16 protein-coding genes are annotated in these 17074 nt (G+C 61.3%); 10 read left to right on the top strand and 6 right to left on the bottom strand.

Annotated features, from left to right (window positions below):
- Positions 1–121: 121 nt before the first annotated feature.
- Positions 122–937: a dienelactone hydrolase family protein gene (locus tag FFI89_RS05570; protein WP_138833653.1), complete on the top strand. Its 816-nt coding sequence runs from the start codon at positions 122–124 to the stop codon at positions 935–937.
- Between the two features lie 200 nt (positions 938–1137).
- Here the strand turns inward: FFI89_RS05570 and FFI89_RS05565 are convergent, their stop codons facing one another.
- Positions 1138–2898: an adenylate/guanylate cyclase domain-containing protein gene (locus FFI89_RS05565; RefSeq protein ID WP_138833651.1), complete on the bottom strand. Its 1761-nt coding sequence runs from the start codon at positions 2896–2898 to the stop codon at positions 1138–1140.
- Positions 2899–3215: 317 nt separating this feature from the next.
- Here FFI89_RS05565 and FFI89_RS05560 point away from each other — a divergent pair, with 317 nt between their 5' ends.
- Positions 3216–4070 carry a tripartite tricarboxylate transporter substrate binding protein gene (locus tag FFI89_RS05560; protein ID WP_138833649.1) on the top strand — a complete coding sequence of 285 codons (855 nt, stop codon included), beginning with the start codon at positions 3216–3218 and terminating at the stop codon, positions 4068–4070.
- Between the two features lie 223 nt (positions 4071–4293).
- On the opposite strand, the gene FFI89_RS34230 is transcribed toward FFI89_RS05560, so the two are convergent.
- Positions 4294–4479, bottom strand: coding sequence for a hypothetical protein (locus FFI89_RS34230; protein WP_138833647.1), 186 nt, complete (start codon positions 4477–4479; stop codon positions 4294–4296).
- Between the two features lie 197 nt (positions 4480–4676).
- On the bottom strand, positions 4677–7931 hold the full coding sequence (locus FFI89_RS05555) for an AMP-binding protein (protein WP_138833642.1): 3255 nt from the start codon (positions 7929–7931) through the stop codon (positions 4677–4679).
- A 612-nt stretch (positions 7932–8543) separates the two neighbouring features.
- Between FFI89_RS05555 and FFI89_RS05550 the strand changes: the two genes are divergently transcribed.
- Both FFI89_RS05550 and FFI89_RS05545 read left to right on the top strand, forming a co-directional pair.
- Positions 8544–9284: a haloacid dehalogenase type II gene (locus tag FFI89_RS05550; RefSeq protein WP_138833640.1), complete on the top strand. Its 741-nt coding sequence runs from the start codon at positions 8544–8546 to the stop codon at positions 9282–9284.
- Positions 9285–9302: 18 nt separating this feature from the next.
- On the top strand, positions 9303–9770 hold the full coding sequence (locus tag FFI89_RS05545; protein WP_138833638.1) for a YbaK/EbsC family protein: 468 nt from the start codon (positions 9303–9305) through the stop codon (positions 9768–9770).
- A gap of 133 nt (positions 9771–9903) precedes the next feature.
- Here the strand turns inward: FFI89_RS05545 and FFI89_RS05540 are convergent, their stop codons facing one another.
- Positions 9904–10242, bottom strand: coding sequence for a hypothetical protein (locus tag FFI89_RS05540; protein WP_138833636.1), 339 nt, complete (start codon positions 10240–10242; stop codon positions 9904–9906).
- 131 nt (positions 10243–10373) lie between these two features.
- Positions 10374–11363 (bottom strand): tripartite tricarboxylate transporter substrate binding protein, encoded by a 990-nt coding sequence (locus FFI89_RS05535; RefSeq protein WP_138833634.1) that lies wholly within the window; start codon positions 11361–11363, stop codon positions 10374–10376.
- Between the two features lie 541 nt (positions 11364–11904).
- On the opposite strand from FFI89_RS05535, the gene FFI89_RS34790 reads away from it, so the two are divergent.
- Positions 11905–12168, top strand: coding sequence for a hypothetical protein (locus FFI89_RS34790; RefSeq protein ID WP_138833632.1), 264 nt, complete (start codon positions 11905–11907; stop codon positions 12166–12168).
- Positions 12169–12394: 226 nt separating this feature from the next.
- Here the strand turns inward: FFI89_RS34790 and FFI89_RS05520 are convergent, their stop codons facing one another.
- Positions 12395–13309: a LysR family transcriptional regulator gene (locus FFI89_RS05520; protein WP_138833631.1), complete on the bottom strand. Its 915-nt coding sequence runs from the start codon at positions 13307–13309 to the stop codon at positions 12395–12397.
- A gap of 112 nt (positions 13310–13421) precedes the next feature.
- Between FFI89_RS05520 and FFI89_RS05515 the strand changes: the two genes are divergently transcribed.
- From FFI89_RS05515 to FFI89_RS05495, 5 genes are all read left to right on the top strand, one after another.
- On the top strand, positions 13422–14174 hold the full coding sequence (locus FFI89_RS05515) for an SDR family NAD(P)-dependent oxidoreductase (protein WP_138833629.1): 753 nt from the start codon (positions 13422–13424) through the stop codon (positions 14172–14174).
- 75 nt (positions 14175–14249) lie between these two features.
- Positions 14250–14948 (top strand): pirin family protein, encoded by a 699-nt coding sequence (locus tag FFI89_RS05510; RefSeq protein ID WP_138833627.1) that lies wholly within the window; start codon positions 14250–14252, stop codon positions 14946–14948.
- 157 nt (positions 14949–15105) lie between these two features.
- Entirely contained in the window at positions 15106–15705 is a 600-nt protein-coding gene (gene wrbA / locus FFI89_RS05505; RefSeq protein ID WP_138833625.1) for an NAD(P)H:quinone oxidoreductase, read from the top strand.
- Complete coding sequence (locus FFI89_RS34675) at positions 15698–15907, top strand: hypothetical protein (RefSeq protein WP_138846656.1); 210 nt, start codon at positions 15698–15700, stop codon at positions 15905–15907. Before wrbA ends, FFI89_RS34675 begins: the two co-directional genes overlap by 8 nt.
- A 91-nt stretch (positions 15908–15998) precedes the next feature.
- On the top strand, positions 15999–16946 hold the full coding sequence (locus FFI89_RS05495; RefSeq protein WP_138833623.1) for a DUF5996 family protein: 948 nt from the start codon (positions 15999–16001) through the stop codon (positions 16944–16946).
- Positions 16947–17074 lie beyond the last annotated feature (128 nt).

Here is a 17074-nt window from a genome sequence, read left to right as displayed (position 1 = left end):
CATCCGACTACGTGCCGAACTTCTTCAAAAACCGCTTGCATCTTGCGGGGCGTCCACAGATGGGTTCACGGCCCGGAGACATCGCCACGGCGGGGGCTGTTGGGCGCGAAGGAGGTCCATCATGTACCTCGTCAAAGCGGCTGCCGTCGTTATTGCCATGCTGACCGGATGCGCTGCCGCGATTGCCGAGCCATCGGCCAGCGTCGTCGATTTCGAGACGCCGCTTTCCAGGCTGCAGCCGCTGCAGGGGTACCTGCGGCAACCGGCCGGCGCCGGTCCCTCGCCTGCCGTGGTGCTGCTGCATAGCTGCAATGGCAGCGCCCAGCGGCTCGATGAACGCTGGGGCCGACGGATCGCCGGCTGGGGCTATGTCACGCTTACCGTCGACAGCTTTGGGCCGCGCGGCCTGAAGAACACCTGCAGCGGCGGCGCGCCGGTCGACCTCGCGCTCGATGCCTACCGCGCGCTGGGATTCCTGGTGCAGCAGCGATTTGTCGATTCCAACCGCGTCGCCGTGCTCGGATTCTCGCAAGGCGCGTGGCAGGCACTGTCGTCCGTCGAGCGCGGTATCGTCGAACAGGCCTCGCCGAACAAATTCCGCGCCGCCATCGCCTTCTATCCGCACTGCCTCGGCTTCAAGGGCGACATGACGGTGCCGACGCTGATCCTGATCGGCGAACTCGACGATTGGACGTTGGCAGCGGAGTGCCGCAATATGGTAGACGGCCGGGACGACTGGGGCATATCACGGCAGAAGGACCGGGGCGTTCCGATCAAGCTGATCGTCTATCCTGGCGCCTATCATGCCTTCGACGCGCCGGGCCTCGCGACACCGGTGCAACTGCTCGGACACCATCTCGAATACAATCCATCGGCAACAGACCAATCGATCGGCGCGGTGCGGAAATTTCTGAAAACGACGATTGGCGGGAACTAGGCCGTGTACGCGTAAAATGGAGATTCATTGGCGCGGCTTGACCGATGTCCGCTATCCGACACCTTGCGGACTGCCCCCAATGAGCGGACATTCTCAGAGTCCGTCAGCATGTCTCAAAGGTGCAACAAGCAAACTTCGGCCGGGCGACCACCGCGCAAGACGGCAGGGCGACTGTCTTGCCGCTGCGCCTTTCGCCAAGACTATGGTGGAAGGCCGGCCTTTCGCAGCCCGTCAACCAGGTGCTCCAAGTCTTCGGCGCGTTTGAGAATGGATACCTGCTGCTGGGTGCCGCTGATGCTGTATCCTGGATTCAGGCGTAGAACCTCGCTTGCCTCTGCACGAGCATCTTCCATTCGTCCCAGTTGAGCGTATGTCGCGGCCAAGAAGGCGTGGCCATACTGGTGATTCGGCGCGCGGCCAATCGCTTCAGTCAACCAATGTTGGGCATCGTGGTACTCCTTGAGGTGGTAGTGAGCTACGCCGGCCATCAACGGCGCGAAATGCGGATGGAATGGATCAAGGCGCATTTGCGACTTGGCGATGGCAATAGCTCTGACCGGCTCTCCCACCGAGTAAAATATCTGCGCAAGGCGGTAATCCGCGAAATTGGGATTTAGCGTAAGCGCTCTTTCGGCGGCGGCAGTCGCTGCGTCGAAGTCACGCTTCCGGATGATGTTGTAGCCCAATTCGGCATAGGCTTCGGGCAGGCTCGGATTGAGCGCAATTGCCGTGCGCGACAATTTGATGGCCAGGTCAAGGATAGTCGGGCTCAAATATTCATCGTTCAGGGGATTGAGCCAAGCCACCCGGTGAGTGCTGGCCAGCATTGCATAGCAACGGGCATATTTCGGATCGATGGCCAGCGAATCCGCAAGATGCCCTCGTGTCCTCAATAATTCCGCCATTTGCCACGAGGACTGGAACGATATCCAGGCCGCAGCCGCGCGCATGTAGTGATCGTAGGCCTGCCAAGTCGCGGGCGGCTTGAGCAAGGTGCGTTCGGCTTCCGCCATGTTCACATGCGCGACCAGAATTGCGGCGATTGTCCGCGCAACGTCGTCCTGAATCGCAAATACATCCTCTAACTTCTGATCATAGTGCTCGGCCCAGCGGTGGACGCCACTTGCAGCATCAATCAGCTGCGCCGAGATCCGAACTCGGTCATTGCCCCGCCGAACGCTGCCCTCCAGAACATAGCGCACGCCGAGTTCTTGACCCACCTGACGCAAATCAACCGCGCTGCCCTTGTATCGAAAACTCGAATTGCGGGCGATCACGAACAAGTCGGAGAAGCGGGACAACTCAGTGATAATGTCTTCCGAAATTCCATCCGCAAAGTACTCCTGCTCCGGGTCGCGACTCATATTCTCAAAAGCCAGGACAGCGACCGATGGCTTGTCGGGAAGCGCAAGCGCCAATCGCGCCGGAGCATTGCCGAACGACACGCGATAGACCCGCACCGGTCGCGCAATGTTCTTCAGTTGATGCTCGCCACTATCTTCGAATTCGACGTCAAGCTTATCCTGCGTATCTTCTCGGACGCGTTGCGACACACAGATACCGCCCGGCTCGCAAAGCGCCTCGAGCCGAGCCGCAACATTTACCCCGTCTCCAAAGATATCGCCGCCGTCTATAATGATGTCGCCCGCGTTGATGCCAATGCGGAACTCGATCCGTTTCTCAATTCGCACATCGGTGTTTCGGATGATCATGCCACGCTGTATCGCAACGGCGCATCGCATCGCGCTGACCACGCTGGCAAACTCCACCAACACTCCGTCGCCGGCGCTTCTGATGAGCCGTCCGCTGTGCTTTTCGATCTCGGGATGGAGGAGCGCGGACAGATGTTCGTTCAGCCGGGCGTGCGTACCCTCCTCATCAGCACCCATTAGGCGGCTGTAGCCAGCCACATCGGCCACGAAAATGGCACTCAGTCGCCGTTCCACACGGTCTGCGGCCATAAAAGCTCGCCCTGATCCGATCCGATCTTTAATCAAAGTCTATTGTCAGAAGCAGGAGGTGTCTATCGGGCTCCGAACACCGGTGTCCTTCAGGCCGTGCCAGCCCGCGTACGAGATCGGCGAGATCGACCTCGGTATCGAATTCTGCCTGTTTTGACAGCGAACCGCGTGCGATTCGCGGACGGATGGGGCGCGCCCGCAGCGGGCCGGACAGCGCCAAGCCGGTCAGACGACGTTCTTTCGGAGGTTGCGGCCTTTAAGGGCGCGTGGTCCAGTTGTCTTTGAAAAACGCGATACTCGTCGAAAAGGATTACCGCATGACGAGGCTCACGCCGCTATTTCTCGCCGCGCTTGTGATGCTCTCCAGTCCCGCACTGCCGAATGATGGGCAGATTACATTGGTTGTGGGATTTTCGGCAGGGGGAACCTCTTCAACCGCAGCCAGAATCGTTGCTGAAGCAGCAGAGCAGATTACGCGAACCTCGACGATCGTGGAAAATCGACCTGGTGCGGGAGGGGCAATCGCGGCGGATTGGGTACTTCGGCAAAAGGGGACGCAGACACTCTTGTTCATGTCCTCCACGTCGTCGCTCAGAACGTCTCCTCAAAGCGGGCTCGTGCCCATCGGAATTTTGGCGACCTTCCCATACGTTGCTGTCTCGAGAAAAGACGCTCCCGCGCATCTTGCTGAATACATGCAGGAAGCCTCGCGCGAGGAGAAATATCGCACCGTAGCCACCGCAGGCGCCGGGAGCATTCCCCATCTCATAGGTACAAAGCTTTTCGACGACTACGGAGTGCCGATGGTACACGTGCCCTATCAAGGGTCGGCGCCGGCGATCCTCAGTGTCCTTGGGGGGCACGTCGCGGTTGCGATTGTTCCTTTTCCAGACTTTCTTCCGTTTCAAGACTCGCTTCGCATTCTTGCGCAAACCGGCAGTGGGATTGAGACGGAAGGATGGGTCGGCATCTTCGCTCCGCCGGAAACATCAGCGGAGGAAGTCGCCCGACTCTCCGAGATCTTCCGGCAAGCATCGCAACGTTCTCAAGAAAAACTGCAAAATGTCGGATTTAAGCATGTATGGCGATCCGGTGCTGAGGCACGAGCGATACATGAGAAAGATTACACCGAGTGGACGCCAATACTTAAGGTGCTCGGAATTCAACCCTGACATGGCCGCAACGGTGGCCGGCCATGACGTGACTAAGGGCTTCACACCCTGCCGTCCGGAGCAGCGTCGATTTTGCGTGCCCTTTGGTCAGGCGCTCCGCCGTCTTTTCCGCATTCGGCAAGCCCATGTTTGGGGGCTGCCTCGAGCTCCGATCACGGAGCCCCGGCACGGATGAAGCACGGAGACCTGGTTGCAGCCTTGTCGGGCGCTGGCGGCCCAGGCACTAACGGCGCTTTGATACTTTCTGGACCGTCTTGAGCGCTTGGTTGACGCCCTTCAGGGATTCATTGACACCCTCCAGCTGCGCTTGCAGAGCATCCCTGCGCTTCTGTAGGTCCTTTAGCAGTGCTTTCCTTTGCGCCGCGCTCAATTCCTCGAAGTCGATGAGATCCACTGCAAATCTACACATGTCCGCCTCCAAGTGGCAAAACTAGATTTGATCAATCCCTTGTCCAGTACGCGGCTGAATTGTCGACAATTTCTAGTGGATAATCAAGCTGGATGATACTCGGATCGGACGAATTTTGGGCGACCTTGCGCGTGGCAGGACACCGGCACAAAGCGTTGCACTTTTTTCACCGGCTTGGTGCGACTGACCTGATCCTTTCAAGGATCAATCAATCGGCCAAGCTGCTCGTTGGGGTTTGCGGCCGCATTGGCCAAGATTGCCGTGTAATCGGCAATCCAATTCTGGACGGTGTTTGGCTCGAACAAGTCGTCCTTGCGTCCGCATATGCCGGTAATCCCCGACGGGGTGTCCTTGAGGGTTATCGAAAGCCAAGCGCGATCGATCGGCATGGCGGACCGTTCTTCCTGGTAGCCGAACGGCCGAATCGTCAGATCGGGCGGCCGGAGCGCGCGGCGGAACGCAACTTGGAGAACGAAATAAACTTGAACGAGTGATGCCGGGCACAAGCCGGTTTCTTCCGCTAGTCGGCCGGCAATGATATCGAAGGGAAGTTCTTGTCTGGCGTGAGCCTCCAAGACGGCCTTGCGTACGCGATTGAGCGCTTCGCTAAAGGTCAGATCAGCATCAAGTTGGGTGCGGATGATCGTTGTGTTCGCGAACGGACCGATCACGCGTTCGGTCCTGAGTTGAGGCCGATTGGCCATCAAAGTCGCTACGCAAATGTCGTTGCGCTGGCTCCGGAGCAGCAGCATGGTCTTGAAACCGGCGAGTAGACTCATGAACAGAGTTACGCCCCGGTCACGGCTCATGGCGCTCAGCTGGGTCGCCAGATTGTTCGATATTCGAAATGGTTCCTGGAGAACGCGCGAGGTCAATTCGCCTCCAACGCTGCTTTTCGGGGCCGCAAATGGAGGCGAGGCTTTGTCGAGGCACCGCTTCCAGTAAGCGAACTGTCTGTTTGCTTCCTCGGTGCTGGACCACAAACGCTGCCAGCGGGCGAAGTCGGAAAACTGAAACGGTGGTTCGGGCAGCAGCGCCTTCGCACCGGAAATCGAAGCTGCATAGATCTCCGAAAGCTCCTCCATGAAGATTGCCATCGACCAGCCATCAATGATGATATCGTGCATGACCAGAAGCAAGACATGGTCCCTAACGTCGAGCCGGAAGATATAGGCCCGGAACAGTGGCGCATTGTTCGTGTCGATCGGCGCCAAGGAGCTCCGCTCGGCTTCCAACTTCGCCTTTACCAGCAGCAGTTCCTTGGCCCGGGCATCTCCGGTATGCGCCGGGGCTGCATAATCCTTCACGGTCAGGATTGATTTGACATCGACGTCCGGCACGACGCGAGCGAGAGGAACCTCACCCTGCCAGATAAACACTGTGCGCAGAATATCGTGCCTACGCACGAGGGCGGCAAGGCTCTGCTCGAGCACGGGAATGTTTAGTCGGCCCTGCAATCGATAAGCGAACGGCAGATTGAACTGAGGCAAACCGGGTAGTTTTCGCTCGATGCGTAGCATGCGCTCCTGCACGATGGACACCGGCTGTGGACCATCTCGATCAGCGCGCGAGATCTCCGTTGGCGGATCGTGCGGGCGCGCCAACGAGCCGGCACCCTGTTTTGATGAGTCAAGGCGAAGCGCAAGAGCCGCAACGGTCGACGAATTGAAGATATCCTCTAACGACAAGGTGATGCCGAAGCGCTCTTCCACACGCAAAATCATCTGCGTCATGGCAAGTGAATCTACCCCGAGCGCGAAGACATCCTGGTCAACGCTGATCTGATCGAGATCCAGGATGTCTTTCCAGATACCGGCCAGCTGACGCTCCAGTTCCGAGCTGGGGGCAACTCCCTTGCCGCCGTCCTGGATTGGTCGGGTCTTTGAAAAGGCGGCCGCAAGTTCATTGCGCTTGATCTTCCCGCCGGCGCCTTTCGGGATCTCCGGCACAATCAGGATGAGGCCAGGGACCTTAAACCCGGCCAGGCGTCCTCGGGCAAAGTCTCGGAGACTTTGTGCGCTCACCTTTGCGTCCTGACGCAGCATGATAGCGGCGGCGACGTCCGCGCCTAATCGCTCGTGAGGAACAGGGAAAACAGCGGCTTCGATCACAGCCGGGTGGCTCAGCAAGGCGCCCTCTACCTCGGCGGGGGCAACCTTCTGCCCGCCCTTATGGATGATCTCCTTGATGCGACCAACGATGAAGAGATACTGGTCGGCGTCCAGGTATCCGAGGTCGCCGGTCCGGAACCAGCCGTCCTGAAATGCGGACTCGGTAGCTGTGGCATCATTGTCGTACCCTCTAGTTATGGTGGGACCTCGCAACGCGATCTCTCCACGTTTGCCGGATGGCAAGGGACGGCCTGCACTGTCCAGTATCGCGATCTCGGGGCCGGCCGGCCGGCCGACTGAACCGCGCTTTCGCCGCTGCAAGGGATTTGCAGCTATCTGGGTGGCGGCCTCCGTCATGCCGTAGGTGTCGATAACGGGAACACCAAACAACGCTTCCAGTCCGTCGAGCACTTCAGGCGACAGAGACGTCGAAGCCGAACGAACGAGCCGCAGGGAAGACCGCTGCGCAGCCCGCCTGTAGGGATCCGCCACTGCCAATAGCGCGCGATGGATCGCCGGTACCGCCGTGTACCAGGTTGGTCGAAACTCCGTCAGCCAGCCGAAGAACGCTGATGCATCGAAGCCAGGCGGACAGACCGCACTGGAGCCTGCCGCAAGCGTGGCCAGAAGTCCCGATATCAAGCCATGCCCATGAAAGAGAGGCAGCACGCTCAGCAATCGGTCGCGGGCCTCAAGCTCCAAGGCGGCGCCAACGTTGTCGGCTGACAGACAGACGCTCGCATGGGTCAGAGGGACCGTTTTGGGCCGCGACGTACTGCCAGATGTCATCAAGATGAACGCGTCGTCAGCGCTGGACGCAAACTCATCGTCAGCCAGCCGTTGCGGCGCCCGACCGACAACAGTGAACGCGCCGGCCACCTCGTTGGGCCGCATCGACACATCGATCACGGGCACGCCCTGGATGTGGGCGGCGCGTCGGCTGGCCGAATTCAAGTCACCGTGCGTCAATAGCGCCGCTAGGTGCAATTCGCCGAAATAACGCTGGTATTCATCACAGGTGAAACCCGGATTGAGAGGTACACAAACTGCGCCGGCTGCAACCGTGATCGCCGCTACTGCAGCCTCTGGTCCGTCCGACAACACCACCGCGACCCTGTCAGTTCGGCGCACGCCGATGTTCCGCAACCCGAAAACCACCTCATTCGCCTGCGTCCACAGCGCGCCATACGCCATCGGGAGGCGCGCGGGGGCCAGAATGGCGTGGCGCTCCGGCGCATTTTCCGCATGGTCGGCGAGGAGATCTCGAATGCACGAAAAGGGGCGTCTGCCGGCGCTCTTGCGTGCGATACCTTTCTGCAATTCCCTGACAATATCCGACAATGCCGCCCCTCCTCGTCAATGTCGCTCCGTATCCTGCGCTGTCGAAGTCATTTCCCAGAACCCTCAGGCACATCGAAGCGCGAGAATGCGCGGATAACATCGTCGGGCAATCGACCGCCGGCGCCTCGGCTGCGCTCAGGCAAGTTGCCCGTTCTGACAGCATCTTAGGAAGCTCAACGCTTATAGCAGTATGTTGGGCCGCTGTCCGGCATGGCCGACGACCGTTTCGGGTCATTCGCGTCGATTTTGCCATATCTTCGATATGTCCGCTATCCGGCTCATTTCGGACCTGTACGCTCGACGTTGCGAACCGAGTAGGCGTGATTCAAGCTGTTGAAATCAAGCGCGATGCAGTTCGCTGATCGAGTATATGACGCAGACTGGCCAGATCGCGCCAAGATCGGCGCGGCGCGTATGCGGCGGTCGTCATCGGCGTGCCCGCGATCTCGCTGGTATCCAGGCGCAAGGCGTCAGCGTCGCAGTGCTGGTGATCCTGGCAATCTGCGTTGCCGCCAATTCACACCGGCGTGGTTCCGAAGTAAATTGGTACATACCGACAAACGAAGCTGGCCGCGGCCAACCGCGGCGCAATCAGACAGAAGAGTATCTATCGTGACTATCAAAGCCGTCGTCTTCGATGCCTATGGCACGCTCTATGACATTCAATCCGTCGCCACCGTCACCGAACAGGCATTTCCTGGCTACGGCGAGATCATCACGCAAATCTGGCGCATCAAGCAGCTCGAATATACCTGGCTGCGGTCGCTGATGCGGCGTTACGAGGATTTTTCCGTCGTGACGCAGGAGTCGCTGGCCTACACGCTGCGCTGCCTCGGCCTGAAATATGACGAGCAAGCGTTCGCCCGCATCATGGACAAATACCTGCATCTCGATCTCTATCCGGATGCGCTTGCCTCGCTGACTGACATGAAGGACAAGAAGCTCGCCATCCTCTCCAACGGTAGCCCCGACATGCTCGCAGCGCTGGTCAAGAACTCCGGCCTCGACCGCGTGCTTGACGCCACCATCAGTATCGATGCCAACAAGATCTTCAAACCCAGCCCGGATGCCTACACCTTGATCGAATCCACTTTGCAGATCCTGCCGAACGACGTGCTGTTCATCTCCTCCAATCCCTGGGACGCCTGCGGCGCCAAGGCGTTCGGGCTCAACGTCGCCTGGATCGAGCGGGTGAGCCCGGAAGCGATGGCGCAGGCCTGCGTCAACAGCGATCTCGTCGCACCCTTGACGATGTTCAAGGCGCTCCGTACCCAGATGGACGAACTGGGGCTCGCGCCCGATCATCGCATCCATGCCCTCTCCGAACTGCCCGCATTGGTGGCCAAATCCTGACCTGCAAGTCCTGACCTCATGAGCATCGAGTCCGTTCGCGCCTTCTTCGCCGAGAAGGCGCCCGACATTTCCGTGATCGAATCGACGATGAGTTCGGCCACCGTGATTCTCGCCGCCGAGGCCTATGGCGTCGAACCGGCGCGGATCGCCAAGACGCTGTCGTTGCGGGTCGGCGATCGCGTGGTGCTGATCGTCGCGGCCGGCACCTCGCGGATGGACAACAAGAAGGTGAAGGCGGCCTTCGGCGGCAAGCCGAAGATGCTCGGGCTCGACGAGGTCGCCGAGATCACCGGCCACGAGGTCGGCGGCGTCTGCCCGTTCGGACTGAAGACGCCGCTGCCGATCTATTGCGACGTCTCACTGAAGGCGTTCGACATCGTGGTGCCGGCGGCGGGCTCGACCCACAGCGCGGTGCGGATCGCGCCGCAACGGATGGCGGAACTGACCGCGGCCGAATGGGTCGACGTCTGCGAGCACAAGTCTTAGAGCCCCGTTCCGCTTCAATCGGCACGGGGCTCTAAGATTTTTGTTTTGACGCGTTTTCTACACGCGAACCGGTGTCCACCCACGGATCAAGTCCGAGGGCATGCTTCGCTTGAAAACGCTCTGAGCGGCGTCGCTACTCGTCGTTATTGTAGGACGGCCTCGGCTGAACGAGAGGTGCCGGCTGCGCCGCACGCGGCCGTTGCGTTGGCGGCGGCGGCACGCGGGTGGGTTGCTGTTCCGCGCTGGCGTTCGATTCGAATACCGCGCGGCAGGAACTGCCAAGCGACGGCGTATTCTGCCGCAGGCAGGTCACGATCCGGTTGACGTCGGGAATCTGATCGCTGCACAGCCGCATCACGTCGGGCGTGCAGGCCATCTGCTGTTCCCAGGTTCCGCGGTACTCTTCCGATAGCGCGGGGCTGAAGGTGCCAATCGCAATGGCAAGACTGAGGACAATCCGCTGCGTCTGCATGTCCGGGTCCCTTGTTCGATTTGAGGTGGCGCGGAACTCGCGCGGCGACGGTCGTAAACCTGCCAAGGGAATGCGGAAGGGAATGCGACCGTGCCACGGCGGAGCAGACAAAAAAATGTGAAGCGGGTTCCCTACTCCACCTTGCCGATCTTCTTCACTGCCGCAACCAGTCGTGCGCTGTCCTCGGCCATGAACTTTGAAAACTCCGGCGCGTCCTGGTACGCGACCGGGCTGCCTGCGGTCTCGAAGGTTTTTACAACTTCAGGCGCCTTCACTGCCTGCGCCATCGCCTCGCGCAGCCGCGTCATGATCGGCGCCGGCAAATTGCTTTGCGCGAACAATCCCGCCCAGATGTAGAACTCGACGTCCCTGTAGCCGAGCTCCTTGAAGGTCGGCAGATCGGGGAAACTCGCGACGCGTTCGGCGCCCCAGTTTGCCAGCACCCGCATCTTGCCGTCGTCGACCTGCTGCTTCAGCGTGCCCGGCGCCGATGCCAGCGCCTGCACCGTGCCGCTCAACAGCGCGGTCAGCGCCGGACCGGCGCCGCGGAACGGCACGTGCAGCAATTTGATGCCGGCGCTGGCGGCAAACATCTCCATCGCCACATGCAGCGTGCCGTAGGGGCCGGACGAGCCGTAGGGAATTTGTCCCGGGCGCTTTTTGGCGTCGTCAACAAAATCCTGCAGCGTCTTCCACGGCGCCGAGGCCGGCACCGCCAGCAATGTCGGATCGGCCAGCACGCGCGCGACCGGCGCAAATTGCGCGACTTCATACGACACCGGCCGGTCGAACAGCCGGTCGGCTTCGGGCAGCACCGCCAGCGACGACAGCGTCATCAATAGCGTGTAGCCGTCGGGCTCGGCGCGCGCGGCCTGCGCATTGCCGACCGACCCACCGCCGCCGCCGGCGCGGTTGTCGACGATGACGGGCTTGCCGAGGATCCGCTCCAGCGCCTGTGCGATGGGACGCGCCGCGAGATCGGCCTGACCGCCGGGCGGAAACGGCACGATCATGGTGATGTTGCGCGAAGGATATGGGCTTTGCGCGAAGGCCGCGCTCGAGAGCGTGGCTTGTGCAAGCGGCAGCGCGGCAGCGGCCTTGAGAAGTTCGCGGCGGTTCATCGGCATTTCCCCAAATGATTTTGTTTTGGTTGCGGGTAGCCTAGCCCGAACTCCGTAAGGTCGGCAAAGGCGCTCTTTGCCGCCCCAAGAAGCAAGCGGCTGAGCGCAAGTCCGTAGGTCAAGCGCCGGGCCTGGCGTTCCAGAACACGGGAGAACCAAAAATCATCAAACCAACCGTCGCCCGCAACGGAAAGTTCCCAGGGCGTCCAGCAGGCAAGCTGACGACTGCGGCTACGCAATGTTGATAATGGGCACGAAAAGGACTTGGCTCGGACGCTCGGCGACGTCCGTAGTGACCCCCAAAGAGGACATTGGAGCCTAGCCCGTGGTCTGTCGTGCTTTGATTGGAAAGGCGGCTGGCGGCAGTTCTGACGGCGGACGTCGCTGGCTACAGCCGCATGATGTGAGGGCCAAGGTAGGCAGACCCTCCTTTGATCTAGGTCAACGTCAGCGATCCTTTGGCGCTCACGCTATGTTGTGCCGCACCTGAGGCGGCTCCCGTCACCTTTCAGTGACGCAAGTGCGAAGAGGGAGGTCTGCCATGCATCCGAGGAAGCGTCCTTCGATCAAGTCAGCGACTGTTGCCGGGATTGCTGCTAGCGCCTTGTTGGGGCTTGCAGGTCTCACTCTCAATCCAGCCCCAGCCAAGGCGGTCGTGTACTGCCAGTACGTTGAATATCCGACCGGCTGCGTTGCCCGGGCAGGCGTCGTGCTCAGGCCTCGTCCGGTGGCGCGCGCTGCGGTCCGTCATAACGCCGGTGGCAATTTAAATGGTGGCGTCAATCGCGTTGGGGTGCGGCGGTAAAACACTTGTTTGCGGTCACGACCTTGGCGCGGCAGACGGCAAGCCAGGTTCGTGACCCACTTACATTTTTGTCATTCAGCAATTCTCCTGTTCTCGGAGAACGGACGGAAGCCTGCTTATGGCACTTTGCGACATGGAGCCATGTCCGACTTGAGTCCGCTGTGTGCACCAAAGCCGACGTCCGGCAGCCGCTTTCCCGGGTTTAGGTGTTCACACTCCGGTCGCCCTACGCACCCCGCGCCTTCCCCTTCGAAAATTTCTTCGCCAGAAACTCCGCCAGCACCTCGACGCGCGCGGGGCGCGGGCCGCCGGGCGGGGTCACCAGATGCACCGCGCCTTCTGGCTGCTTCCAGCCTTTCAGGATCACCTCGACCTCACCCGATGCGATCGCGTCGCCGACGATGAAGTCCGGCAAATCGGCAATGCCGAGACCCGCGACGACGGACGGCAACAGCGCTTCGCCATTGTTGACGCGGAGTTGTCCGGCCGGACGCACGCTGGCCTCTTCGCCCGATGCGTTGGTGTAGTGCCAAACGTTGGGTGTCGAGAGATACGTGTAACCAAAGCATTTGTGCTGCGCGAGATGCATCGGATGCGTCGGCCGGCCGTAGCGCTTGAGATAAGAAGGTGCTGCCACCGTATAGCGCGGCATCGCGCAGAGCCGCCGCGCGATCAGCGAGGAGTCAGGCAACCGCGCGATGCGCAGGCCGGCGTCGAAGCCTTCGCCGATCAGATCGACCGTCGCGTCGCTGAGCTGAAGATCGATCGAGACTTCCGGATAGGCTTCGAGGAATTCCGGCAGCAGCGGCGCCACCGCCTTGACCCCGAACGTCATCGGCACCGCGAGCCGCACCAGCCCGCGCGGCGCGCTCGATTGCGACAGCGCCTCGTTTTCGACCGCCTCGCCGTCCGCCAGCAGGCGCGCCGCGTGCGCGGAAAGCTTCTGCCCGGCATCGGTCAGCGCCAGCCGCCGCGAGGTGCGGTTGAACAGCCGCGCCCCGAGCCGCTGTTCCAGCCGGCTGACCGCCTTCGACACCGTCGCCTTGGACAGCGCCAGTTCGGTCGCGGCGGCCGCAAACGACCGTAATTCCACGACTTTCGCGAAGATCGCGAGCGCTTCGAAATCCGGGAGTTTCGACATAGCTTACCCTGAGGACAATATTGGAAACAATGAGTTTCAATAGTTTCTATTTCTATACCACAGCGGGAGGCATATCCAAGGGCCATCGGAATTCAGGAAACGGAGAAATCCAATGAGCAAGAAACTCTCAGGCAAGGTTGCCCTCGTGACCGGCGGTTCGCGCGGCATCGGCGCTGCCAGCGCCCGCGCACTGGCCGATGAAGGCGCCAATGTCGCCATCAGCTACGTTGCCTCGCCCGACAAGGCCGAGGCGGTCGTCCGCGAATTGAAGGCCAAGGGCGTCGAAGCCCGCGCTTACAAGGCCGACCAAGCCTCGTCGGCCGAGGTCGAACAATTGGTGAAAGACGTCGCGAAACAATTCGGCCGGCTCGACATCCTCGTCAACAATGCCGGCGTTGCCGTCAGCGGCGCGGTCGACGATGCCAACGCCGATACCGCAGCGCTCGCCCGCCAGGATGCGATCAACGTTCACGGCGTCATTACCGCGATCCGCACGGCGTCGAAGCTGATGGGTGACGGTGGACGCATCGTCACCGTCGGCTCCGGTATCGCCACCCGCGCCTCGTTCCCCGGCCTTGCCGACTACGCCGCGTCAAAGGCTGCAATCGTCGGCTACACCAAGGGCGCATCGCGCGACCTCGGACCGCGCGGCATCACCGTCAACGTGCTGCAGCCGGGCTCGATCGACACCGACATGAACCCGAAGGATGGCGGCGACTTCGCCGAAGCCCAGCGCACGCAGCACGCGCTGCAACGCTACGGCACCGCGGAAGAGATCGCAGCCGGCGTCGTGTTCCTGACCAGCCCGCAGGCCTCTTTCGTGACCGGCACGGTGCTCAACGTCGATGGCGGCTTCGGCGCCTGATTTCAACGATTGGAGATACCGGACGCAAATCCGTCCGGTTCCTCCAGCTCAATTCAGAACTCAAGGAGAACTTCGATGATCGAACTCAGACCATTTGCAAAACTCGGCGGCGCCGATCACGGCTGGCTGAAGGCCAAGCACCATTTCTCGTTCGGCGGCCACTACGATCCCGACAACATGGGCCACGGCGCGTTGCGGGTGTGGAACGACGACGAGATCGAGCCGAATAGCGGCTTTCCCGCCCATCCCCATGCCAACATGGAAATCATCACCTATGTCCGCGAAGGCGCGATCACGCACCAGGACAGCCTCGGCAACAAGGGCCGGACTGAAGCGGGCGACGTGCAGGTGATGAGCGCCGGCAGCGGCATTCGCCACTCCGAGTACAACCTGGAGCCGACCAAGACCCGAATTTTCCAGATCTGGATCGAACCGACAAGCAAGGGCGGCCAGCCGACCTGGGGCGCAAAACCGTTTCCGAAGTCGGATCGCTCCGGCAAGCTCGTCACCATCGCCAGCGGCATTGCCGGTGATGCGGACGCCCTGCCGATCCGGGCCGATGCGCGGGTGCTCGCCACCACGCTGAAGGCCGGCGAGAGCGCGGAATACGACGCCAGCAAGACCCGCAACCTCTATCTGGTACCCGCGGCCGGCAGCATCGAAGTCAACGGCGTGCGCGTCAACGCCCGCGACGGCGCCGCGATCCGCGATGAAGCCAAGCTGACCATCACCGCGCTGGAAGATTCCGAACTGGTGCTGGTCGACGCCGCGTAGAGGCCGAGATCGCCAACCACCCTCACCGTCATGGCCGGGCTTGTCCCGGCCATCCACGACTTCACGCAAAAGAAGGACGTGGATTGCCGGGTCAAGCCCGGCAATGACACCTCCAAACAATCAAACCTAACCTAACCAAACCCACAGGAGAGCCATCATGGCCAAAGTACTCGTGCTCTATTATTCCGCTTACGGCCACATCGAGGCGATGGCGAATGCCGTCGCCGAAGGCGCGCGCGAAGCCGGCGCCACTGTCGATGTCAAACGCGTGCCCGAACTGGTGCCGGCCGATGTCGCCAAGGCGTCGCATTACAAGATCGATCAGGCAGCGCCCGTCGCCAAGATCGAAGAACTCGCCAGTTACGACGCGATCGTTGTCGGCACCGGCACCCGCTTCGGCCGGATGTCGTCGCAGATGGCGAACTTCCTCGATCAGGCCGGCGGCCTCTGGCTCAAGGGCGCCCTGCACGGCAAGGTCGGCGGCGCCTTTACCGCGAGCGCGACCCAGCATGGTGGCCAGGAGACCACGCTGTTCTCGATTATCACCAATCTGTTGCACTTTGGTATGACCATCGTGGGCCTCAACTACGGTTTTGCCGGCCAGATGAGGATCGACGAGATCACCGGCGGTGCGCCCTATGGCGCCACCACCATCACCGGCGGCGACGGCAGCCGCCAGCCGAGCGAGAACGAACTCGCCGGCGCGCGCTATCAAGGACGTGTGATCGCGGAGACCGCGAAAAAGCTGCATGGCTGATGCGATATGGGCGGCGTTCTCTTATCCGAATGCCGCCCTATCTCTCCCTTCGGGGACGATGGACATCGGCATGATCGAAATTCTTTTTATGGCGCAGGCGGTGCGCAATCCGCTGCAGGCGATTGCGCGGCGCTGGTGGTGCCGGAGCCTCTACCGCGCCTCGCACGGCACGCGACGCTGCCCGGAATGCACCAAATCGTGAAGTTCTGAGAATCTCCCCGGGGCATTGGGCCGGCGCGACCGATACGTGATACGCTTTCTGCCTTCACGATCAGCACGCATGGGGTTCAGGCATGAGCAACATTTCACAAACCCCGTGGCCGGAATTGCCGACCGCGGCGTGGCGGGACACTTATGCGACGGTGCAGCTCTGGACCCAGATCGTCGGCAAGATCCGGCTGGCCGAAACACCCTGGCTGAACCACTCCTGGCATGTGACGCTCTATGTCACGCCGCGTGGGTTGACGACCTCGCCGATCCCGGGCGGCAGCAGAACGTTCCAGATCGATTTCGATTTCATCGATCACGCCTTGCGCATCTCCACCAGCGACGGCGTGCATCGGCAGTTCGCGCTGGCCGGGCACTCGGTCGCAAGCTTTTACGCCGCCACGTTGGCAGCACTGGCCGAACTCGGCATTGCCGTCAGCATCGACGAGATGCCGAACGAATTGCCGGAACCGGTGCGGTTCTCGCAGGACACCCTGCATGCGTCCTACGATCCCGATGCAGTGCGGCGCTTCCTGCAGATCCTTGTGAATTGCGACCGCGCCTTCAAGAAGTTCCGCACCGGCTTTCTCGGCAAGGCTAGCCCGGTGCATTTCTTCTGGGGCAGTTTCGACCTGGCGGTGACGCGCTTCTCGGGCCGTCGTGCACCGCGTCATCCCGGTGGGGTGCCGTACCTGCCCAATGACGTGGTGCAGGAGGCTTATTCGCACGAAGTGAGCAGCGCCGGCTTCTGGCCGGGCGGCGGCGCCGTCGATTATCCCGCGTTCTATTCCTATGCCTATCCGGAGCCTGCGGGCTTCCGTACCGCGAAGGTAACGCCCGACGCGGCGTTCTTCAGCGAAGCGCTCGGCGAATTCGTCCTGCCCTACGATGCCGTGCGCACGGCCGCCGATCCCGACAAGGCGCTGCTCGACTTCCTGCAAAGCACATATGAGGCCGCAGCGGTGGCAGCGAAATGGGACCGCGATGCGCTGGAATGCGGCCTGGGCCGGCCGGGCGTGGTGCGAAAGATTTAGCCGCCGCTCGTAGCGGTGGGCAAAGCGACTTGCCCGCCGTAGCTCAACGAGCGAAGGCGGAAGCGTGCCACCATGTTGCGAATGTTGAAGGTGGGCACGGCGCAAGCGCGCCTTTGCCCACCCTGCGA

The sequence above is a fragment of the Bradyrhizobium sp. KBS0727 genome, assembly GCF_005937885.2.
Taxonomy (GTDB): domain Bacteria; phylum Pseudomonadota; class Alphaproteobacteria; order Rhizobiales; family Xanthobacteraceae; genus Bradyrhizobium.
This window is presented reverse-complemented; position numbering and strand designations above follow the sequence as displayed.